General features: G+C 65.5%; 20 protein-coding genes. 10 read left to right on the forward strand and 10 right to left on the reverse strand.

Translation table 11 applies throughout. From position 1 onward, the window contains the following. Positions 1-47 precede the first annotated feature (47 nt). The gene (locus ILT44_RS06220) at positions 48-914 is read right to left on the reverse strand and encodes a DMT family transporter (RefSeq protein WP_204238705.1); all 867 of its coding nucleotides are present in this window, start codon (positions 912-914) and stop codon (positions 48-50) included. A gap of 410 nt (positions 915-1,324) precedes the next feature. Here ILT44_RS06220 and ILT44_RS06225 point away from each other — a divergent pair, with 410 nt between their 5' ends. Next, complete coding sequence (locus ILT44_RS06225; RefSeq protein ID WP_204238706.1) at positions 1,325-2,215, forward strand: YihY/virulence factor BrkB family protein; 891 nt, start codon at positions 1,325-1,327, stop codon at positions 2,213-2,215. Between the two features lie 170 nt (positions 2,216-2,385). Here the strand turns inward: ILT44_RS06225 and ILT44_RS06230 are convergent, their stop codons facing one another. The 4 genes from ILT44_RS06230 to ILT44_RS06245 form a co-directional block, all read right to left on the reverse strand. Further along, positions 2,386-2,529: a hypothetical protein gene (locus ILT44_RS06230; RefSeq protein WP_204238707.1), complete on the reverse strand. Its 144-nt coding sequence runs from the start codon at positions 2,527-2,529 to the stop codon at positions 2,386-2,388. A 121-nt stretch (positions 2,530-2,650) separates the two neighbouring features. Further along, complete coding sequence (locus ILT44_RS06235) at positions 2,651-2,875, reverse strand: hypothetical protein (protein ID WP_204238708.1); 225 nt, start codon at positions 2,873-2,875, stop codon at positions 2,651-2,653. 129 nt (positions 2,876-3,004) lie between these two features. Further along, complete coding sequence (locus ILT44_RS06240) at positions 3,005-4,948, reverse strand: bifunctional 2',3'-cyclic-nucleotide 2'-phosphodiesterase/3'-nucleotidase (RefSeq protein ID WP_204238709.1); 1,944 nt, start codon at positions 4,946-4,948, stop codon at positions 3,005-3,007. A gap of 278 nt (positions 4,949-5,226) precedes the next feature. Then, complete coding sequence (locus ILT44_RS06245) at positions 5,227-6,378, reverse strand: trans-sulfuration enzyme family protein (protein WP_204238710.1); 1,152 nt, start codon at positions 6,376-6,378, stop codon at positions 5,227-5,229. A 74-nt stretch (positions 6,379-6,452) separates the two neighbouring features. On the opposite strand from ILT44_RS06245, the gene ILT44_RS06250 reads away from it, so the two are divergent. Continuing rightward, entirely contained in the window at positions 6,453-6,962 is a 510-nt protein-coding gene (locus ILT44_RS06250; protein ID WP_204238711.1) for a TspO/MBR family protein, read from the forward strand. Here ILT44_RS06250 and hpt read toward each other — a convergent pair whose 3' ends face one another. Continuing rightward, positions 6,963-7,547 carry a hypoxanthine phosphoribosyltransferase gene (gene hpt, locus ILT44_RS06255; protein WP_204238712.1) on the reverse strand — a complete coding sequence of 195 codons (585 nt, stop codon included), beginning with the start codon at positions 7,545-7,547 and terminating at the stop codon, positions 6,963-6,965. A gap of 607 nt (positions 7,548-8,154) precedes the next feature. On the opposite strand from hpt, the gene ILT44_RS06260 reads away from it, so the two are divergent. The 5 genes from ILT44_RS06260 to ILT44_RS06280 all read left to right on the forward strand — a co-directional run bounded on the left by ILT44_RS06260 (position 8,155) and on the right by ILT44_RS06280 (position 12,182). Continuing rightward, positions 8,155-8,778, forward strand: coding sequence for a cell division ATP-binding protein FtsE (locus tag ILT44_RS06260; protein WP_239467956.1), 624 nt, complete (start codon positions 8,155-8,157; stop codon positions 8,776-8,778). A gap of 5 nt (positions 8,779-8,783) precedes the next feature. Further along, positions 8,784-9,758, forward strand: coding sequence for a cell division protein FtsX (locus ILT44_RS06265; protein ID WP_204238714.1), 975 nt, complete (start codon positions 8,784-8,786; stop codon positions 9,756-9,758). A 107-nt stretch (positions 9,759-9,865) separates the two neighbouring features. Further along, positions 9,866-10,606, forward strand: a complete 741-nt coding sequence (locus ILT44_RS06270; RefSeq protein WP_204238715.1) for a YdcF family protein — start codon at positions 9,866-9,868, stop codon at positions 10,604-10,606. 171 nt (positions 10,607-10,777) lie between these two features. Beyond that, the gene (locus ILT44_RS06275) at positions 10,778-11,545 is read left to right on the forward strand and encodes a lysophospholipid acyltransferase family protein (protein ID WP_204238716.1); all 768 of its coding nucleotides are present in this window, start codon (positions 10,778-10,780) and stop codon (positions 11,543-11,545) included. Between the two features lie 202 nt (positions 11,546-11,747). Next, entirely contained in the window at positions 11,748-12,182 is a 435-nt protein-coding gene (locus ILT44_RS06280; protein WP_204238717.1) for a hypothetical protein, read from the forward strand. Here the strand turns inward: ILT44_RS06280 and ILT44_RS06285 are convergent. Beyond that, the gene (locus ILT44_RS06285) at positions 12,170-12,706 is read right to left on the reverse strand and encodes a gamma-glutamylcyclotransferase (RefSeq protein ID WP_204238718.1); all 537 of its coding nucleotides are present in this window, start codon (positions 12,704-12,706) and stop codon (positions 12,170-12,172) included. The genes ILT44_RS06280 and ILT44_RS06285 overlap by 13 nt on opposite strands. A 188-nt stretch (positions 12,707-12,894) precedes the next feature. Between ILT44_RS06285 and ILT44_RS06290 the strand changes: the two genes are divergently transcribed. Beyond that, complete coding sequence (locus tag ILT44_RS06290; RefSeq protein ID WP_204238719.1) at positions 12,895-13,947, forward strand: DUF2125 domain-containing protein; 1,053 nt, start codon at positions 12,895-12,897, stop codon at positions 13,945-13,947. A gap of 316 nt (positions 13,948-14,263) precedes the next feature. Here ILT44_RS06290 and ILT44_RS06295 read toward each other — a convergent pair whose 3' ends face one another. Genes ILT44_RS06295 through ILT44_RS06305 form a run of 3 tightly spaced genes read right to left on the reverse strand, consistent with a single transcriptional unit; the run spans position 14,264 to position 17,213 of the window. Beyond that, positions 14,264-15,214: a prephenate/arogenate dehydrogenase family protein gene (locus ILT44_RS06295; protein ID WP_204238720.1), complete on the reverse strand. Its 951-nt coding sequence runs from the start codon at positions 15,212-15,214 to the stop codon at positions 14,264-14,266. Continuing rightward, positions 15,207-16,307, reverse strand: coding sequence for a histidinol-phosphate transaminase (hisC, locus tag ILT44_RS06300; RefSeq protein ID WP_204238721.1), 1,101 nt, complete (start codon positions 16,305-16,307; stop codon positions 15,207-15,209). Before hisC ends, ILT44_RS06295 begins: the two co-directional genes overlap by 8 nt. A 54-nt stretch (positions 16,308-16,361) precedes the next feature. Continuing rightward, complete coding sequence (locus ILT44_RS06305; RefSeq protein ID WP_204238722.1) at positions 16,362-17,213, reverse strand: chorismate mutase; 852 nt, start codon at positions 17,211-17,213, stop codon at positions 16,362-16,364. A gap of 869 nt (positions 17,214-18,082) precedes the next feature. Between ILT44_RS06305 and metX the strand changes: the two genes are divergently transcribed. Further along, entirely contained in the window at positions 18,083-19,252 is a 1,170-nt protein-coding gene (gene metX, locus ILT44_RS06310; protein WP_204238723.1) for a homoserine O-acetyltransferase MetX, read from the forward strand. Continuing rightward, positions 19,249-19,893: a methionine biosynthesis protein MetW gene (gene metW / locus ILT44_RS06315; protein ID WP_204238724.1), complete on the forward strand. Its 645-nt coding sequence runs from the start codon at positions 19,249-19,251 to the stop codon at positions 19,891-19,893. The genes metX and metW overlap by 4 nt, the downstream gene beginning before the upstream one ends. Positions 19,894-20,159 lie beyond the last annotated feature (266 nt).

A 20,159-nucleotide genomic window follows, 5' to 3' on the forward strand; every position in this document is an offset into this window, starting at 1 on the left:
GGTCTCTGACGAAGCCCCGAAGCGCGAGCTTCGGGGCTTCGTGCGTTTCAGTTCCGGCTCGCCACGGCAACGCCCAAGGCGGCCAGCGCCATGCCGGCGAGCTGGATCAGGCTCAGGGTCTCGCCGAAAAACGCGAAGGCCATGAGCGCCGCGACCGGCGGCACGAGATAGAGCAGCGCCGCGACACCCACCACCGCGCCCTGCCGGATCAGGAAGAGCAGCAGCCCAATCGCGCCGATGGAGAGGCCGAACACCGCCCAGGCGAGGCCGCCCAGCAACGGAAGCGTGAGGTCCATGTGCCCCTCTTCCAGCAGCAGCATCAGGGGCAGGGTGACGATGGCGGCCCCGATATACTGAATCGTCGCATTGACCCGCATGTCGAGCGTGCTGCCGGTGCGCTTCTGCCAAATCGTCCCGAAGGTGATGGAGAGCATCCCGAGCACGCAGATTCCGAGCGCGAGCGGCGGCACGCCGCCCTCCCCCAGCTTCGGCGCCACCACGAGCGCCGCTCCGAGAAAACCGATGCCGATTCCGGTCCAGCGCCGTGGCGAAACGCGCTCGCCCAGCAGAGGTCCGGCGAGAAGACCCGTGGCCAGCGGCTGCAGGCCGGCCACCAGGGCAGAGATGCCGGCGGGCAGCCCGTGCTTCACAGACCAGAACACGGCGCCGAGATAGAACCCGTGCAGGAGAACGCCGGCGATCATGCTGTTGCGCCAGTCGCTCCACCGGCGCGGCCATGAGACCCGCGCGATGGTGACGATGACGGCCAGGACCAGGGTGGCGAGCACATAGCGCACGAACAGAAAGGTCAGCGGCTCGGTATGGGGCGCCACGAGGCGCGCCACGATGAATCCCGTCGCCCAGATGAGCACGAAGAGCGGCGGCGCGAGGCGGGCGAAGAGGGAGGGATTCATGGGGTGACGCAGAGTGGAAGCCGGAAGAGGAATGGCCTTGTAGGCCCGAGCATCAGTGTTTGTCGATGCGCGATGAGGAGCGACTTCACCTCTCCCTGAGGGAGAGGTCGCGCCGGAGGCGCGGGCGAGGGGTTGCAGGTCTCTCAGGAGAGCGCTCTCCCCCTCACCCTCGCTGCGCTCGACCTCTCTCCATCGCAAGTCGGGTGTTCCCGACTTGCGCAAGCAAAGCGGATCTCGGGAACACCCGAGATCCGGGGAGAGGTGTGGCGGCGGTACTCGCAGAGCTAACCTTTTAAGAATAACGGAAGGTGTGCTTTTCATTTTACGCTTCGCAACCCAGCAGCCTCGGAGTTCGTTTCCTTGTCCTTAACCTCTGCCGCACCATCTCCAGCCTCCTGGAGACCCCGCTGTTGAACCGCTTTCGCCTCTGGCTCGAACTCGTCGCCATCGCCTCCACCCGCTTCGTTCTGCACGATGCCTGGGCCATCGCGAGCCATATTGCGCTGTCCGTGCTGACCTCGATGTTCCCGTTTCTCATCCTGGTCACCGCGCTGGCGAGCCTGTTCGGTACCGGGACGCTGGCCGACGAGGTGGCTGACATCATTCTCGAGGCCTGGCCGCGCGAAATCGCTGGCCCCATTGCGGGCGAAGTGCACAACATCCTCTCGGTCAAGCGCAGCGACGTGGTGACCTTGGGCCTGGTGCTGGCGCTCTATTTCGCTTCGAGCGGCGTGGAGAGTTTGCGGGTCGGGCTCAACCGCGCCTATGGCGTGCGCGAGACCCGCGCCTGGTGGCTGACGCGGCTCGAATCCATCGCCTTCGTGATCGCCGGAGCCCTGATGCTGCTGGCGCTTGCCCTGCTTGTGGTGCTCGGCCCCCTTCTCTGGCGCATCGTGCTGTCCTGGGTACCGGCCTTGCACCCCTTCGACGGGCTGATCGCCTTCCTGCGGATCGGCGTGGCGAGCATCGTCATCGTGGCAGGCCTGCTGCTTGCCTACAAGCTCGTTCCTTCGGGACGGCGAAGCTTCCGCGCGGTGCTGCCGGGGGTGGGCGTGACGCTGGCCCTCTGGCTTCTCGGCGGCTTCGCCTTCAGCTGGTATCTCGAGTTCTATCCGGGGGCTTACGCGTCCACCTATGGCGGCCTCGCCACCGCCATGGTGGCCCTGATCTTCCTCTATACGCTCAGCGCCATCTTCCTGTTCGGCGGAGAGCTCAACGGGACCATCATCCTGGCCAAGCGCCGCCGCCTCGGCAAGGAGCCGAAGCCCGAGCACATGACCGATCTGATCGCCCTGCCCTGACCCTTCATCGTGACGGCTCAGGGGGTCAGGATCGCCATCAGAACAAGACCGAAGGCGCCGATGGCGGCGATGCCGATGAGGCTGAGCCAGAGATGCTTGCGGTCAGGGTCCCGATCCAAGAGCGTGGTTCCCTTTATGTGCTCTGCCTAGAGCACTGCGGGCGAACGGTTTCACATACCCAAGGTGACGATCCAGAGGCAGAGACCAAGTCCGACGACAACGGCGAGCCAGTTCAGAGAGCGGTCGAAGACCAGGTTCCATGAAGCCGGAACGGTCTGGGCTAGCTTCTTCTGAGGGGGGAGATCGACGGGCATGACTCACGCTCCAAAGCCTGGACAGCTTCGAGACGCAGCATGCGCCCAAAAGGGCAGCGGTCGACTAGGGAATCGCTGATGGAGGGACCATACAGGGCCAATGCGTCATTTGTAAGTGGGGTCAGATGATCGTCGAGCCGTCGGACCTCACCCGCTCGTCCCCGATCTGACGCACGAGCTTGTCGGCCTCCTCGTCGCCGACATGGATGCGCACCAGGGTCCATTCCTTCTCCGATTTCCACATGCGGAACGAGAGCATGAATCCGTCGCCGTCCTTCTGTGCACCGGCATGGGTCGCATTGGGCAGGTCATAGGGGCCAAGGCCATCGAAGGTGATCTGTCCCACGGCGTTCTCCGGTCACGAGGATCGAGAACCCAACGGTTGAAAGCCTGACAGGTTCAGGCGGGCCGTTTCCCACCGAACGAAAACGGCCGGGCTGATGCCCGGCCGTTGCGCGTTCTAGTCGAAGAGCGATCAGCTCACGATCTTGTACTTCACGAAGCCTTCCGGCGCATCGCCCATCTTCTCGACCTTGATGCCGGCCGGCTGGTAGTTGGCGGCGTTCGGGCCGGTGGTGAAGGTCATGGTGACGCCGGCGGGAACCGCCAGCGACCAGGAGCCGTCGGCCTTCGGCGCGACTTCCTTCTTCTCCAGGATGAAGCGCATGATGGCGTCGCGGGTGAGATCCGGCGCCTCGAACACGATGGTGGTGCCGTCGGCGCCCGGGAAGTTGCCGCCGCCGCCCGCGCGGTAGTTGTTGCTCACTACGAGGAATTGCTGGTCGTCCGTCACGGGCTTGCCGTTATAGGTCAGGTCCTTGATGCGATGGGCATCGGCATTCATGACCTTGCCATTGTCGTCGTAGCGCGAGGCCTGCGTGGGATCGATCTTGTACTGCACGCCGGCGATGACGTCGAAGTTGTAGGCCGGGAATTTTTGGTTGATGAGCTCCTGCTCGCCGCCCTTGGCCACGTCGATCTGGTTATAGATGCCGGCCGAGCGCTCGAGCCACTCGCGCACCTGTGCGCCGGTGACCTTCACCACGCGGATCGTGTTCGGATAGATGTAGATGTCCGCCATGTCCTTGATGGCGAGCGGACCCGGCTTGATCTCCGTGAAGTAATTGGGACCGCCGCGGCCGCCGGCCTTGAAGGGCGCTGCCGCCGACAGGATCGGCAGGTCCTTGAAGGCGGAGGCTTTCAGCTGATCGGCCACGTACCAGGACTGCGCCTCGGCCACGAGCTTCACGGAGGCATCGTCCGCCACGAGCGAGTAGTAGGAGTGGATCGGAACGGCCGTGGTGCCGACGGGCTCGCGCACGTATTTCAGCGTCGCCTCATGGCCTGCCTTCGCCGCCGCCAGCACGGCCGCATCGGAATCCACCTTCGCGACAACTTTACGGTCGACGCGGTCGTAGATCGGGCGCGCCTCGGTGCGGAAATTCGCGACCTTCCAGGCATTGCCGTCCTTGGTGAGCTCCAGGTCGATGAGGCCGAGATGGCTGCCCCAGAAGCCGGCCATGACGGCGGGCTTGCCGTGCAGCGTGCCCTTCTGCACGTCGACGCCGGGGATGTTGTTGAACTCCTTGCCGCCGGGGAACGTGAAGTGCTGGTGGCCGGTGAGGATCACGTCGATGCCCTCGACCTTGGCGAGGTGCAAAGCCGCGTTCTCCTCGCCGCCCTTGCGCTCGCCGCCGGCAATGCCGGAATGGCAGAGCGCCACGACGATGTCGGCGCCGGCCTTCTTCAGGTCGGGCACATGCTTGTTCGCCGCATCGACGATGTCGATGGTGGTGGCCTTGCCGTCGAGATGCGACTTGTCCCACTGCACGATCTGTGGCGGCACGAAGCCGATCACGCCGATCTTGATCGCCTGCTTGGCGCCGGATTCGTCGGTGAACTCGCGGTCGAGGACGAGCCAGGGCTTCTGCAGGGTCTCGCCGTTCGCCTTGATCACGTTGGCGCAGACCAGCGGGAATTTCGCGGCGCCCAGCGAATTCTGCAGGAACTCGAGGCCGTAGTTGAACTCGTGGTTGCCCAGCGTGCCACAATCGTAGTTCAGCTCGTTCATGGCGGCGACCATGGGATGCACGTCGCCCTTCTTCATGCCCTGCCGGTAGGCGACGAAATCGCCCAGCGGCGAGCCCTGGATGAGGTCGCCGTTGTCGAAGAGCAGGGAGTTCTTGGCCTCGGCGCGAGCGCCCTTCACCAGGGTCGCCGTGCGGGCGAGACCCACCGTGTCGTCCGCCGCGTCACGGTAATAGTCGTAAGGGAAGATGTTCACATGCAGGTCGGTGGTCTCCAGGATGCGGAGCTTCACGACCGGGCCGGCGGCCCAGCTGGTCTGCGGCAGGCCGGCAATAGCGGCGGCGGCCACGCCGGTCTGCAGGACGCGGCGGCGGGTGATGGATTGAGTCATGGTCTTCCCTTGGTCTTGTTGTGTTGCGAAACAGAATTCGCCTGTAGCGGAGAGAAGCACAGGTTTTGTGACAAGATCAATATAGCTGGCAAAGGGACGGCCAATTAGTTTCGACGCGAATTCCCTCTCCCGTTTGGGAGAGGGCTGGGGTGAGGGCAGGCCGCTGCCAGAGGAGGTGCTGAGGTTTGGGCCTGAAACGGAGAGAACGGTGCTAGGCTGGTGATGCGTCACACCCTCACCCCTACCCCTCTCCCGCCCGGGAGAGGGGTAAAGGAGCCTCAGCCCCGCAGCGCCTCGTCGAGATCGCGATACAGGTCCTCGACATCCTCGATGCCGGTGGAGAGGCGCAGGAGGTCCGGCGGGCAGGGCGTTCCCGGACCCTCGATGGAGGCGCGGTGTTCGATCAGGCTCTCGACGCCGCCGAGCGACGTCGCCCGCTTCCACAGGCCGACCCGCGCCGCCGTGCGGATCGCGGCGGCCTCGCCCTCGGAGACCTGGATGGACAGCATGTAGCCGAAGCCGTTCTCCATCTGCCGGGCGGCGATGTCGTGGCCCGGATGCTGCGGCAGGCCGGGATAGAGCACGCGGGCGACCTTGGGGTGGGCGGAGAAGCGCTGCGCGAGGTCGAGCGCGCTTTTCGCCTGGGCGGCGGTCCGGACATGGAGCGTGCGCATGCCGCGCATCAGGAGATAGGCCTCGAAGGGGCCGAGGATCGCACCCTGCATCTTGCGGATATTGGCGACCCGCGCCCAGAACGCGTCCGCCTTCGCACCGGCCAGCGCACCCGCCACCACGTCGGAATGGCCGTTCAGCACCTTGGTCGCCGCATGCATGACGATGTCGGCACCGAGGTTGAGCGGGCGGGTGTGGATCGGCGAGGCGGTTGTGGAATCGACCGCCAGCCTCGCGCCGGCCGCATGCGCGATCTCGGCGGCGCCCGCGATGTCGGTGATGGTCCAGAGCGGGTTGGAGGGCGTCTCGATCCAGACGAGCTTCGTCTGCCCTGGCTTCACGGCCTCGCTCAGGGCGTCGAGGTTGTCCGTCTCCACGAAATCGACCTTGAGGCCCCAGCGGACGGCCTCCGTCATCAGCCAGCTGCGCAGGGCCCAGTACATGACCTTGGAGGCGACGATGTGGTCGCCCGGATCGAGAGCCTGGAACACGGCGGTGGCGGCCGCCATGCCGGACGAGAACAGAAGCGCGCCGGCCTCGGCCTCCTCCAGCATGGCCAGCACTTCTTCCGCCTCGCGGATCGTGGCATTGTCCGGCCTTCCATAGACGAAGCCGGAGGAATAGGCGTTATCCTCATCGCGGATATAGGTGGTCGCCACATGGATCGGCGGCACGACCGCCTTGGTGATCGGATCCACATGGCCCATGGCCTGGGCGGTCAGGCTGCGCTTCGACCATGGAGAACGCGATGACGGCATAGGGAACCTCCGGGGAACGTGACAGGTTGCGTCACTGGAAACGGACACGCTGTCCTTAAAGGGATTTTTCGGGGATGCATACAGACCAAACTGCGCCGGGCAGCCATGCAATGCCGCCGCTGCCGCGTTTTCTCGTGGCCGTTCTGCCGGTGGTCGCGGTGGCGGTTTCGGCGAGCCTGATCACGCAGCCGAACATCCCGACCTGGTATGCCGGCCTCGAGAAACCTGCCTTCACCCCGCCGAACTGGGCCTTCCCGGTCGCCTGGACGCTGCTCTACGCCCTGATGGCCTATGCGCTTTGGCGCATTCTCTCCCTGCCGGAGACCCAGCCCGGCCGCGCGGCGGCCATCGTTGCCTTCTTCGTGCAGCTGGTCTTGAACGGGATGTGGTCCTTCGCCTTCTTCGGCGGGCGGAGCCCGATGGCCGGTCTTATCGTCATCGCGGCCCTGATCGCGGCGATCCTCGCCACGATCCGCGCCTTCTGGCGGCTCGACCGCCCTGCGGCCCTGCTGCTCGTGCCCTATCTGGCCTGGGTAGCCTATGCGACCCTGCTCAACGGAACGATCTGGCGGCTCAACGGCTGATCAGCGCGATTTCCCCTGCTCGGGCTCGTCGAACAGATCCGGGTCCTTGTCGTGATGATCGAGGACGCCGACATAGGGCAGCTGACGGTAGGAATGGGCCACGTCCATGCCGTAGCCGATCACGAACACGTCCGGGCAGGTGAAGCCCACGTAATCCGGATGGATCTGCACGGCGCGCTTGCCTGGCTTTTCCAGCAGCACGGCCGTCTTCACGCTCTTGGCGCCGCGCGCCATGAGCAGGTCCTTGGCGAAGGTGACGGTGCGGCCCGACTCGAGAATGTCGTCCACGAGCAGCACGTCGCGCCCGCGCACGTCGCTTTCGATGTCGCGCAAGATGGTGACGTTGCCCGTCGAGACGGTCCCGTCCAGATAGCTCGACAGGTGCACGAACTCGACCTGGGGGCTCAGCCCGACCCGGTGCAGGGCGCGGATCAGGTCCGCCGCGAACATGAAGCTGCCCTTGAGGATGGCGACGACGAGCAGGTTCTCAGGCTTGGCGGCCGCGATCTCCTGAGCCAGTGTCTCGTTGCGCTTGGCGATAATGTCTTCGTCGAAGAGAACCCGGAGGCGGTGGGCATTGCTCATCATGATCGTCCAGAAAATAAATATGAGGCTCTCAAAGCCGCCCCTTCACGACCATGCCTGCCCGAGGATGTCAAACGAAGTTGATGGGTTTTTGAACCAGGAGAGGGCCCTGTCTCCCCTCTCCCGAGCGGGAGAGGGGCAGGGGTGAGGGTATGAAGTTTCACCAGCAAAGCGCCACCTCCTCCACATCTACACAGCACCCACCGCACTTCATTCGGCACTGGCCTTCCCTCACCCCAGCCCTCTCCCAAACGGGAGAGGGAGATCCCTCCTGCGGCAATGTCCCGCGAGAGGCTCGCTTCCCGTCCTCCACCGGCAAGTTTATGGCTTGCTAACCATAACGGGGCGATAAGGAAGCGAATCGCGGACTTCTCCCGCCAAAGCGCATCGTGCGGATAAAGTGGATCCGGTTTTCCGCATCAACGATGCGCTCATCAAAGAGAGAGCACCGGATGGGACCCACTTTTGGGTCCCATCCGGTGCTCTAGGTCCGCAACGCTCAAGGATGGCTCGAGTACGCGTGAAAGCTTTCGATCACGAGGACTATCACTACGATGAAGGCACGGCGCCGGTCGTGCACTTCGAGAATGTGGGCGTGCGCTACGGCATGGGGCCCGAGGTCCTGCGCGACCTGACCTTCTCCATCGAGCCGAATTCCTTCCAGTTCCTCACCGGCCCGTCCGGCGCCGGCAAGACGACGCTTCTGCGCCTCATCCTCATGTCGGTGAAGCCGACCCGCGGCCTGATCTCCCTCTTCGGTGAGGACGTCTCCCGGATCTCGAAGGACGAGCTCACAGGGCTTCGCCGCCGCATGGGCGTGGTCTTCCAGGATTTCCGCCTGCTCGATCACCTGACGACCTATGAAAACGTGGCCCTCCCCTTACGGGCGCAGGGCAAGGAGGAGGCGAGCTACCGGGCCGAAGTGGTCGAGCTCCTGCGCTGGGTGGGCCTCGGCGACCGCATGCACATGCTGCCGCCGGTGCTCTCGGGCGGCGAGAAGCAGCGCGCGGCGATTGCCCGCGCCCTGATCGTTCGCCCCGACCTGCTGCTGGCGGACGAGCCCACCGGCAACGTGGACCCGTCGCTCGCCCGCCGCCTGCTGCGCCTCTTCATCGAACTCAACCGGCTCGGAACCTCCGTGGTCATCGCCACCCACGATTTCAGCCTCATGGATCAGCTCGACGTTCGCCGCCTCGTGCTCGGCGACGGCCAGCTGCATATCGACGAGTGAGCCGGATGAGCGCTCCCCCGCAACCGCGCCTGAGGAAGGCCGCCGCCTCCGACGGGCAGAAGCGCCCCCTGCCCGCTTCGCTGAGCCGGAATGCCCCTCTCGTGCCGGTGGATTCCGCCGGAGGCCAGGCGCTGGCCGCCGTCATCGCGATCCTCACCTTCCTGGCGGCTCTCTGCGCCGGCGGCGCGGAGCTCGTGGCCGCCAGCTCCGCCCAGTGGCGTTCCGAGATCGCCCGCGAAGTCACCATCCAGATCCGCCCGAATGCCCAGCGCTCCATCGACCAGGACGTGGAACGCGCGGTGGCGCTGGCCCGGCAGGCGCCGGGGGTGGAGCAGGCCCAGGCCTTTTCCAAAGAAGAATCCGAGCGCCTGCTCGAGCCCTGGCTCGGAACCGGGCTCGACTTCAACGACCTGCCGGTGCCGCGCCTGATCGTGATCAAGATCAGGCAGGACGCGAAGCCGGATTTCAACCCCTTGCGGCAATCCCTGCAGCGCGATGTGCCGGGCGCGACGCTGGACGATCACGCCCTCTGGGTGTCGCGGCTCTCGACCATGGCCAACACCATCATCGGCGTCGGCGTGTTCCTGGTGACCCTAGTGTTGATCGCGGCGGCGCTCGCCGTCATCTTCGCCACCCGCGGCGCCATGGCGAGCAACCGGGAGGTGGTGGACGTGCTCCATTTCGTGGGCGCGAACGACGACTTCATCGCCCGGGAGTTCCAGCGCCGCTTCTTCCGCTTAGGGCTTCGCGGCGCCGCCATCGGAGCCGGTGCGGCCCTGATCCTGACCCTGGCCTTGGGATTTGTAACCCGATCCTTGCGGGCAAGCCCGACGGGCGATCAGATCGAGGCCCTGTTCGGGGCCTTCACGATCAGCTGGAGCGGCTATGCGGTCGTCATTCTCATCGCCCTGTTCGTGGCCCTCACGACAGGCATCGTGTCGCGCCTGACCGTAAGACGCTTTCTTAACGAAAATGGTTGATGGTGAGGGTTAATAGGAAAAAGCGGGTTGCCTCTCCATTGCCGCAATCTCCATTATCCTCGTCCAGGATGACCTCGCAAACGCAGAGCTGGGGTGCGCCGAGCGCCATGGACCACACGGAAGCCGTCGGCTGGGGCTGGACGATGCAGGAATCGCCTGAAGTCTCCGCGCGGCGGTCATGGACGAGACGCGTGCTCGGCCTCGGCTTCTGGACCGTGACCCTCGCGGCAATCGTCGGGTTCCTGGGCTTCCTGGGCTTCGTCTACAGCCTCGACCGTTTCGAGCAGCCCCCGGAGACCCGTGCCGACGGGATCGTCGCCATGACAGGCGGCGCCCAGCGCATCGGCGATGCCATCGACCTTCTGGCTAAGGGCTATGCCAAGCGACTCCTGATCTCGGGGGTCAACGAGAACACCAGTCGGGACCAGATCGCCAAGCTCAATCCCGGTCAGCGGCGCCTGTTCGATTGCTGCGTGGACCTCGACTACCGAGCCCGCAACACCATCGGCAATGCCATCGAGACTCGGCGCTGGGCCGAGCAGAACAATTTCGACGCCATCATCGTGGTGACCTCGAACTACCACATGCCCCGCACCCTGGTGGAGCTCGAGCACGCCCTGCCGAACCTCCAGAAGATCCCCTACCCGGTTGCGGCGACCATCGATCCGCACGACTGGTGGCATAAGCCGTCCGTGGCGCGGGTGGTCTTCACCGAATACCTGAAATTCCTGGCGGTCTGGGTGCGCACCCGCTTCGAGGGCGACCCGGAGCGCTCCTCGGTGGCCCACCTCATCAGCGGCGGGTCTCCCGTCAAGAAGCAGCTGATCGCCGAGCCCATCTGGCGTTAGGGAAGCGCGAGACAACCCTTCCGCCGTCGCATCGTCCGGTGCGGACCCGGAGGGCCACGCCAGTGACCCGAAGGGCCGCGTCAGCGAAAACCGGGTCCCCTTTTCCACACGATGCGATATGGTGAGCGCGACCGCGGAGCCTCTTGCTCCGCTTTTCGTTTTCAAGAATCCATGCTGATCCTCCGCTCCCTGCTCTTCAACGTCGCCTTCTACGCCAACCTGATCCTCTGGCTGATCCTGCTGATTCCGGGCCTCCTGGTGCCGCGCCGGGTCTTCATGGAGATGGTCAAGCTCTGGGGCCGCACCTCGATCTGGCTTCTGCGCGTCATTGCCGGCGTCAAGGTCGAGATCACCGGCCGGGAGAAGATCCCGCCGGGCGGGGCGCTGGTAGCGGCCAAGCACCAGTCGTTCCTCGAAACCTTCGCCATCGTGACGATCCTGGAGGATCCGACCTACATCCTGAAGCGGGAGCTGATGTGGATCCCGGTTTTCGGCTGGCATCTGGCGAAGGCCCGCTGTGTGCCGGTGAACCGCAAGGCCGGCTCGCTCGCCCTGGTGCAGATGACCCAGCGCGCGAAGGAGGAAGCCCAGCACGGGCGCCAGATCATCATCTTTCCCGAGGGAACCCGCCGCCCGCCGGGCGCTCCGCCGGCCTACAAGTACGGGGTGGCGCATCTCTATCAGAATCTCGGCTTTCCCTGCATTCCGATCGCCCTGAATGCCGGGCTCTACTGGCCCCGCCGCCAGTTCATCCGCCGCCCCGGCACGGTGCGGATCGAAGTGCTCGACCCCATCCCGCCAGGCCTGTCGCGCGACGAATTCTTCCAGCGGGTGCAGATCGAGATCGAGACGGCTTCCACCCGGCTTTACGAGCAGGGCCGGCAGGAACTCGGTCTGGGTTCCGCAACGGCTTCGGAGACCTCGTTGTCGAAGGCGTGATCACGTCATCATGGCCGGGCTTGTCCCGGCCATCCATGTCTTGGAACTGCAGCATCGCAAGGACGTGGATCCCCGGAACGAGCCCGGGGATGACGAAGGGGACTTCATCAACGGTGCTCCTAGAAAATCCCTCAAACCCAAGTCCAGCCAAGCTTTTCGCAACCTTGACGACTCACCTCGCCGCTCTTACATATAAGAACATATGGCGAACAAACGAACCATATCCTGGAATGCGGCCATGCGGGATCTCCGCAACGACCGGATGCGGAGGGCTGGCGTGCGCGAGGAACGGCTACGGGCGACCGCAGGGCTTCGCTCCTCTTCCACCTTAAGTTCCTGGCGCGGCCGTTCGGGCCGCCGCTACATCGTCGGCGTGCATCCTCTCAACGAAGCGGAACTGCTCGACGTCACGGACGCCGTGATCCTCGCCGTGCGGCGGGATCGGGACGGGACCGGCACGGTGATCGACGCCGCCATGGCCGCCTCCGAGCCGGCCGAGCACACCCGGATGCGCTGGCTTGCCAAGGTTCAAGAGCTGGGCGCCACCGAGCTGCATATCCATAGGCTTGCAGCGACGGACGAGGATCGCCGCGCGATCTTCGAGGATCTGCGCGAGGACGAGACTCAGGCCTCCTGATCAAGCGCATCCACGATCTTGTGCAGCAGCGGATCGACCACGCTCATGCCGATGAGATGGTCGTAGGTGTTGCGCACATAATCCGGATTACGCCCCGAAATCCCGTTGCCCTGCCGTACGTGCTTCAGGACATCGTCGAAGGAAAGACGGCCCGCATATTGCCTATGATAACGGTCGACCACGTAAGCCAGGGCGCGAACCCGCCGGGCGTCGGCCAGCCGGACCGGCAGGCGGCGCTCCAGATAGACCGCCGTGACCTGCTCGCGCTCGCGCAAATATTGGATCGTGGCCTCCGCCTCCTCCGGCGCGACCCGAAACGCCACGCCATGGCAGCGCCCGCCGCGGTCGAGACCGAGCACCAGCCCAGGATCCTCGGGCGTTCCGCGATGGACATGTGAGAAGACGCAGAGCGAGCGGTGATAGCCGTAGAGATGGGCATGCATGCGCTCAACATAGGGAAAGCCCGGCCGCCACATGAGCGAGCCGTAGCCGAACACCCATAAATCCTCCGTGAGGTCCTTCATGTCACCGCGCCCGAACCTTGCCTGCACCGGGCCTATAGCATCGAACCTGAAGGTGGAAACCACTTTTGGGACTGAATTCGATGCTTTGTCTTTTTCATGAGCGCAGCGTTCTCGCGGAAAAGTGGGCTCCACTTTTTCTCACGAGGCGCTAAGCAGCTACCACGCACCAGCGGAACAGGAGATCGCGCATGGACCAGGCCGCCCCGACGGGGAACGTTCGCCGCAGCCGTTTCTGGCTCTACACGCCCTTCGTTCTGCTGCTTCTCGTGGCCATCGCCTGGAGCATCGCCTGGTTCGTGATCCGCAACCGCACGGCGGAGGCCCTCGACGGCTGGATCGCCGCCGAGGCGAGAGCCGGGCGGGAATGGACCTGCGCAGACCGCACCGTCGCCGGTTATCCCTTCCGCATCGAGGTGATCTGCAACGCCCTCGACCTGAAGCGCGGCGCGGTGACCGCCTCCTTCGGACGCACCGAGGCCGTGGCGCAGGTCTATCAGCCGCGCCGCATCATCACCGAGGTGGCCGGTCCCTTGAAGGTGACGGACGGAACCGTGACGGTGCAGGGCAGCTGGGATCTGCTGCAGGCGAGCCTCAACACTTCGGCGAGGGGATTGCAGCGGCTGTCGCTCGCCGCCAATGCGCCTAGGGTGACGGTTACCGGCCTGCCGGCCGGCGAGGTCTCCGGCTCCGGAAAGCATTTGGAGCTTCATGTGAGGCCCAACCCCTCACGGGCCGCCGAGCAGGCCGGCGACGTGGCGGCCTCGGTGACCGAGGCCCGCATCCCTCTTCTCGATGCGCTCATCGGCGGCGCGGAGCCGACGAACCTGAACGCGGACATCACGGTCACGCAGGCCGACGGCTTCAAGGGCGGCACCATCGCGGAGGAGCTGGAGCTCTGGCGCAAGGCGGGCGGCACGCTCGACGTGCTGATGCTGTCAGCCACCAAGGGCTCGCGCCAGATCGAGACCAAGGGCGAGCTGCGCCTCGACGAGCAGCACCGGCCTGCCGGGCAGATCAGCGTAGCCGCCGCAGGCCTCGACGCATTGCTCGGCAACCTGACCGGCGGCCGTGTCGGCGGCAACCTTTTGGGGATGCTGCTCGGGCAGGGCCCGCGCGCCAGCGCGGCTCAGCCGAACGCCAAGCCGCAGCTCGCCTCCCTGCCGCCTCTGCGGCTCGAGAACGGCCTTGTGGCGATGGGTCCCTTCGTGATCCCCAATGTGAGACTGCAGCCGCTTTATTGATGACGAGCGTTTTTCCCTCCCCCTTGCAGGGAGGGACTGAGGGTGGGGGTCGCAAAGTCTGAACTCGTCGCTCATCCAGAAGGCGTGAGAGACATACAGCTTCACCTCTCCCCGGTGGGGAGAGGTCGAGCGTAGCGAGGGTGAGGGGGAGAGCGCTTTCCGGAGAGGACTGTAACCCCTCACCCGCCGCGCTGACGCGCGTCGACCTCTCCCTCAAGGACAGGTGAAGCGGCGTCTCGCTGTTCCACGCCTCACCCGGTCGTTCCACCCCCACCCCTGCCCCTCCCCGCAAGGGGGAGGGAAGAGGTTCTGCCAACTACGCCTTGTCCTCGCGTCTTCGACCGAAATCCGGCTCCGGCGTTTCCTGGCCCGACGAGATGATACCGCGGCGGATGGCGCGGGTGCGGGTGAAGAGATCGAAGAGCTTGTCGCCCTCGCCCCAGCGGATGGCGCGCGCGAGCAAGGCGATGTCTTCGTTGAGGCGCCCCAGCATCTCCAGCACGGCCTCGCGGTTGTGCAGGAAGACGTCGCGCCACATGGTCGGATCGGACGCCGCGATGCGGGTGAAATCGCGAAAGCCGCCAGCGGAGAACTTGATCACCTCGCCTTGCGTGACGGTCTCGAGATCCGCCGCCGTGCCGACGATGTTGTAGGCGATCAGATGCGGCACGTGGCTGGTGATGGCGAGCACGAGGTCGTGGTGCTGTGCACTCATGACCTCCACGTTGGAGCCCATCGCTTCCCAGAAGGCGCGCACACGCTCGATCGCCGCCTCGTCCGTGCCCTCGGGCGGGGTGAGGATGCTCCAGCGGTTATGGAACAGCGTCGAGAAGCCTGCATCGGGGCCGGAGTGCTCCGTGCCCGCCACGGGATGGGCCGGCACGAAATGCACGCCGTCGGGCAGATGCGGCTGCACCTGAGCGATCACGGAGGCCTTCACCGAGCCTACGTCCGACACGATGCAGCCGGGCTTCAATCCTGACCGCATCGCTTCTGCGACCTTGCCGCAGACCCCGACCGGCACGCAGAGGATCACGAGATTCGCATCCCGCACGCCCGCCGCCGCATCGGTGGTGGCCTCATTGGCAATCCCGAGTTCCCGCACCCGCGCCGTCACCGCCTCGCTCGCATCGACCGCCACGATGGTGCGCGCGAGATTGAGATGCCGGCTAGCGCGGGCGATCGAGGAGCCGATCAGCCCGAGGCCGATGAGGGTGACACGATCAAAGAGCGGCGTTTCACGCGGGGGGCCGAGACGTTCAGGCATTCTTAGCCCCCATAAAGTCGCGCAGAGCCGCGACGACGAGGCCGTTCGCCTCCTCGTCGCCCACGGTCAGGCGCAAGGCATCGGGCAGGCCGTAGGCCTCGACCTGGCGCAGGATGAGCCCGCGCCCGGTGAGGAACGCATCGGCGTCCTTCGCCGTTCGGCCCGCTTCGTTCGGAAAATGAATGAGAAGAAAATTGGCGACGCTCGGCGTGACCTTGAGGCCGAGAACCTCGATCTCGCGGGTGAGCCACCTGAGCCATTTCTCGTTGTGCTCGACGGCCCTTGCGATATGCGTCTCGTCCTGGATCGCCGCGATGCCGGCAGCGATAGCCGGGCCGCTGACGTTGAACGGCCCGCGGATGCGGTTGACCGCGTCCACAATGTGAGCGGGAGCCACCATCCAGCCGAGGCGTAAGGCGGCCAGCCCATAGATCTTCGAGAAGGTGCGGGTCATCACCACGTTCTCCGACGTGGCGACGAGCTCGAGGCCGGCCTCGTAGTCGTTGCGGCGCACGTATTCCGCATAAGCCGCGTCGAGCACCAGCACCACCTGGGGCGGCAGGCCTGCATGCAGGCGCTTCACCTCGTCGAAGGGGATGTAGGTGCCGGTCGGATTGTTGGGATTGGCGAGAAAGACGATCCTGGTCCTGTCCGTCACCCGCGCCAGGATCGCATCCACGTCGGCGCGCAGATCCTTCTCCGGCGCCACGACCGGCGTGCCGCCCGCGGCCTGGATCGCGACGCGATAGATCAGGAAGCCGTGCTCGGTGAAGATGCCCTCGTCGCCCGGCCCCACATAGGCGCTCGTGACGAGCGACAGGAGTTCGTCCGAGCCCGCGCCGCAGATGATGCGGCTCGGATCGAGCCCGTAGCGGGCCGCGACCGCCTCGCGCAGCTTCGTCGCCGCTCCGTCCGGGTACAGCTCGAGATGGTCGAAGGTCCGGATCGCTGCAAGCGCCTTCGGCGAGGGGCCGAGCGGCGTCTCGTTGGAGGAGAGCTTATGGACCTTGGCAACCCCTGCGGCCTTGCTCTTGCCGGGCACATAGGCCTCGATCTGCATCACGCCGGGACGGGGTTGGGGACGAGCGGACATCATCAATTCCTAAACAGTGAATTCGCTGGGACAGGCTCTAGCGCAGCTTCAGGTTCATTTCACGTGGAAACGTTCGGCATGGCTGCCGACCTCGGCGAGCTGGGCGAGGCTCGCGCCCGCCTTCGTCAAGGTTTCATGCAGCTGCGACGGCTCGACCTGACCCGGCACGGCGATGAGCTCCGACAGGCCATGGGCGTCGGCAGCGCTCGCCACCACCTCGCCGCCGAGGCGGATCAGGGCTTCGTTGGCGCCCCGGTGCCAGCGCTCGAACTGGGCGGCATAGAGCACCACGTCGCGCACCGCCGCATCCACCAGCGGCTTCGAGATGACGAAGACCGGAGTGCCGGCCGGATGATCCGGCCGCTCGATGAAGGGCAGGCGCGCGATGACCTTCGGACGGTCCCGATCGGCCAGCGTGCGCCACCAGGCGCCGCTGGTGGCGCCCTGGTCGAGGCGGAAGATGCCGAGATCGCCGCCGGAGGAGGCCACCGCCTCGATCACCGCCGCGGCGCTCGGATGCATGACGTAAGGCACCGTGAAGCCGAAATGGAACCGGGCCGAGTCGCGCATGGGAGCATCGCCGCCGGAGATGTCCGCATGGACCGAGTAGTTGGACTGCACATAGGTGAAGGTGCCGATGATCACCCGCCAGATGCCCTCCACCGTGTCGAGGGGCAGCAGACCCTCGTGGCGCTCGGCGAGCGCTTTCATCATCGAGGCCTCGCGGCCCGGGCGGAAGGCCGAAGCGAGACCCGTCTTCGAGGCCTTCTTGGAGGCGATCAGCCGGTCGATGATGGTGCCGCGCTCCATGAGCAGCCGGTGCATCGCCTCGTCGATGCGGTCGATCTCCTGGCGGAGTTCGGCAAGGGCGGGCGCGGCCTTCTCGGCAGGCTTCTTGGCGGACATGGGCGGGTTCCTCAGGGTCGCGTCCTTCTTTGGCGTTTTTGGCCCGGCTTGTCATCATCGATTGCCTGATGGGATTTGGGGCAGACATAGACGGGAAGTGACGCCACCTCTCCTGACGCACTCCCCGTCATCCCCGGCCTTGTGCCGGAGATCCACGTCTTTTGCAGCGTGTGGTTCGAAGACGTGGATGGCCGGATCAAGTCCAGCCATGACGGATGCGGATGTTCGAGTGTGTCTGTGTCAAAACTCCAGCGCCTTGGGGCCCGCAGCCTAAGCTGCGAGCCTTTACGGTGAGATCGAGGGTGGCGCGTCGGGCAGCCCGGCTCGATGATGTGTGGTGAAAGGGAAGAGCCGAACTGCTCGTCACGCGCGGTTTGTTTCAGCGGACCTGGATCGAAGCCAGGATCGGCCACCCGCGATCACAGGTGTGCGAGACCTGCGGCGGGACCGCTCTCCGCCCCACTCTTGCGACGCCTCGCGAGCGCGCCCCTCGAGGGCGGGGATAGGGAATGATATAGCCGAGCTTAGGAACCTTGTCAAGAACAAAGTGAGAACATGCGCAACCGGCCCTCTCCCCCCTGCGGGAGAGGGTGGCCCTCGCGTCAGCGAGGGTCGGGAGAGGGGCGGTGCTCAGTCCCTACTCCCCCTCTCCCGGCTCACTTTCGTTCGCCACCCTCCCCCGCACAGGGGGGAGGGGAAGGCCGCGCCCGATCCTAAGGAGCAGAGGGAGTCGTGCTGAGGCAAAGACGGGGCCCCCGAAGCAAGCACGGGGATGGCATGCCTGCATCATGAAGCAGCGTGATGTTCGTTGACGCGGCCGCCGCCCCGCAGTACCGGTTGTTCGAAAGAACGAACATTTCCGCTGAAATATGTCCTTTGCTCCCCTGTCCTCCGAACCGCGAAGCCAGGTCGACGACCCGTCGAGTCCGGTCATGCGCTTTGGCGCGGACGAGCCCCTGATGATGGATGCGGGCGTGGCGCTCGCGCCCTGGCAGATCGCCTATCAGACCTACGGCACGCTCAATGCGGACAAGTCCAACGCGGTCCTGATCTGCCATGCGCTCACAGGCGACCAGCATGTGGCGAACGACAATCCCGTCACGGGCAAGCCCGGCTGGTGGCTGACCATGGTCGGCCCCGGCCGGCCGGTGGACACCGACCGCTTCTTCGTGATCTGCGCCAACGTGATCGGCGGCTGCATGGGCACCACGGGTCCCGCCTCGAACAATCCGTCCACCGGCAAGCCCTATGCCCTCGATTTCCCGGTCGTCACCATCCACGACATGGTGCGGGCGCAGGCGGCCCTCATCGACCGGCTCGGCATCGACAAGCTGTTCTGCGTCCTCGGCGGCTCCATGGGCGGCATGCAGGTGCTGCAATGGGCAGTAAGCTATCCGGACCGGGTCTTTTCCGCCCTGCCCATCGCGGCGGCGGCCCGCCACTCGGCCCAGAACATCGCCTTCCACGAGGTCGGACGCCAGGCCGTGATGGCCGATCCGGACTGGCGCGGCGGGCGCTACCTGACGGAAGGCACGCGCCCCTCCAAAGGGCTCGCCGTCGCCCGCATGGGGGCGCACATCACCTATCTGTCGGAGATGACCCTGCACCGGAAGTTCGGGCGCAATTTCCAGGATCGGGCCGCGCCCACCTTCTCCTTCGACGCCGATTTCCAGATCGAGAGCTACCTGCGCTATCAGGGCATCTCCTTCGTGGAGCGCTTCGACGCCAATTCCTATCTCTACGTCACCCGGGCGATGGACTATTTCGACATCGCGGCGGAGCATGGCGGCTCGCTGGCAAAAGCCTTCAAGGGCACGCCCACACGCTTCTGCGTGATCTCGTTCACCTCCGACTGGCTCTTCCCCACCTCGGACTCGCGCGCCATCGTCCATGCGCTCAACGCCGCGGCGGCCTCCGTCGCCTTCGTCGAGGTGGAGAGCGACAAGGGCCACGACGCCTTCCTGCTCGAGGAGCCCGAGATGTTCGCCGCGGCGCGCGGCTTCATCGATGCGGCCGCACGGGTCCGGGGGATCGCATGAATCTGCCGGCCACCCTGCCCCTGACCCACGCGGAAAGCGGCCACCGCCTCGACTTTCTGCTGGTCACCGACATGGTCGAGCCCGGCTCCCGCGTGCTCGATGTCGGCTGCGGCGACGGGGCGCTTCTCTCGCTGCTGCGCGACCGCAAAGGCGTCGACGGGCGAGGCATCGAGATCTCCCGCGAGGGCGTGAACTCCTGCCTCGCCAAGGGCTTAGCCGTGATCCAGGGCGACGCGGACACGGACCTCGCCGATTACCCGGACGACGCCTTCGACTACGTGATCCTCTCGCAGACGATCCAGGCCACGCGGCAGCCGAAAGTGGTGCTGGAGCATCTGTTGCGCATCGGCCGCCGGGCCATCGTGTCCTTCCCGAATTTCGGCCATTGGCGCGTGCGCTTCGACCTCGGGGTCCGGGGGCGGATGCCGGTGACCGAAAACATGCCCTATTCCTGGTACGACACCCCCAACATCCACTTCTGCACCATCCGCGACTTCGTGGAATTGTGCCGTGAGGTCGGCGCCCAGATGGAAAAGGCCGTGGCGCTCAACGCCGGCGGCCAGCCCATGCGGGTCACCCTGCCCTGGTGGGTGTGGAACCTCTTCGGCGAGCAGGGCGTGTTTCTGCTCAAGCGGCGGTGAGTGCTTTCCCTCCCCCTTGCGGGGAGGGATTGAGGGTGGGGGTCGGAAAGTCGGAGCGCGGTGCGGTTAATTCAAAAGGCGCGGCGATCAGTACAGCCCTACCTCTCCCCAGTGGGGAGAGGTCGAGCGCAGCGAGGGTGAGGGGGAGAGCGCTATCCGGACAAACCTGTAACCCCTCACCCGCGCCTTTGGCGCGACCTCTCCCACAAGGAGAGGTAAGCCAGTGCCTGACTCAACCACCGCTCACCCAGCCAAACCACCCCCAC

This window comes from Microvirga arvi (assembly GCF_016892765.1).
Lineage (GTDB): Bacteria > Pseudomonadota > Alphaproteobacteria > Rhizobiales > Beijerinckiaceae > Microvirga > Microvirga arvi.

Bases quoted from the DNA above. Each gene is read 5' to 3' on its own strand.
- ILT44_RS06220 (WP_204238705.1), bottom strand. From the start codon at position 914: ATGAATCCCTCCCTCTTCGCCCGCCTCGCGCCGCCGCTCTTCGTGCTC.
- ILT44_RS06230 (WP_204238707.1), bottom strand. From the start codon at position 2,529: ATGCCCGTCGATCTCCCCCCTCAGAAGAAGCTAGCCCAGACCGTTCCG.
- ILT44_RS06240 (WP_204238709.1), bottom strand. From the start codon at position 4,948: ATGACTCAATCCATCACCCGCCGCCGCGTCCTGCAGACCGGCGTGGCC.
- ILT44_RS06245 (WP_204238710.1), bottom strand. From the start codon at position 6,378: ATGCCGTCATCGCGTTCTCCATGGTCGAAGCGCAGCCTGACCGCCCAG.
- ILT44_RS06250 (WP_204238711.1), top strand. From the start codon at position 6,453: ATGCATACAGACCAAACTGCGCCGGGCAGCCATGCAATGCCGCCGCTG.
- hpt (WP_204238712.1), bottom strand. From the start codon at position 7,547: ATGAGCAATGCCCACCGCCTCCGGGTTCTCTTCGACGAAGACATTATC.
- ILT44_RS06260 (WP_239467956.1), top strand. From the start codon at position 8,155: ATGGGGCCCGAGGTCCTGCGCGACCTGACCTTCTCCATCGAGCCGAAT.
- ILT44_RS06265 (WP_204238714.1), top strand. From the start codon at position 8,784: ATGAGCGCTCCCCCGCAACCGCGCCTGAGGAAGGCCGCCGCCTCCGAC.
- ILT44_RS06270 (WP_204238715.1), top strand. From the start codon at position 9,866: ATGGACCACACGGAAGCCGTCGGCTGGGGCTGGACGATGCAGGAATCG.
- ILT44_RS06275 (WP_204238716.1), top strand. From the start codon at position 10,778: ATGCTGATCCTCCGCTCCCTGCTCTTCAACGTCGCCTTCTACGCCAAC.
- ILT44_RS06280 (WP_204238717.1), top strand. From the start codon at position 11,748: ATGGCGAACAAACGAACCATATCCTGGAATGCGGCCATGCGGGATCTC.
- ILT44_RS06285 (WP_204238718.1), bottom strand. From the start codon at position 12,706: ATGAAGGACCTCACGGAGGATTTATGGGTGTTCGGCTACGGCTCGCTC.
- ILT44_RS06290 (WP_204238719.1), top strand. From the start codon at position 12,895: ATGGACCAGGCCGCCCCGACGGGGAACGTTCGCCGCAGCCGTTTCTGG.
- ILT44_RS06295 (WP_204238720.1), bottom strand. From the start codon at position 15,214: ATGCCTGAACGTCTCGGCCCCCCGCGTGAAACGCCGCTCTTTGATCGT.
- hisC (WP_204238721.1), bottom strand. From the start codon at position 16,307: ATGTCCGCTCGTCCCCAACCCCGTCCCGGCGTGATGCAGATCGAGGCC.
- ILT44_RS06305 (WP_204238722.1), bottom strand. From the start codon at position 17,213: ATGTCCGCCAAGAAGCCTGCCGAGAAGGCCGCGCCCGCCCTTGCCGAA.
- metX (WP_204238723.1), top strand. From the start codon at position 18,083: ATGTCCTTTGCTCCCCTGTCCTCCGAACCGCGAAGCCAGGTCGACGAC.
- metW (WP_204238724.1), top strand. From the start codon at position 19,249: ATGAATCTGCCGGCCACCCTGCCCCTGACCCACGCGGAAAGCGGCCAC.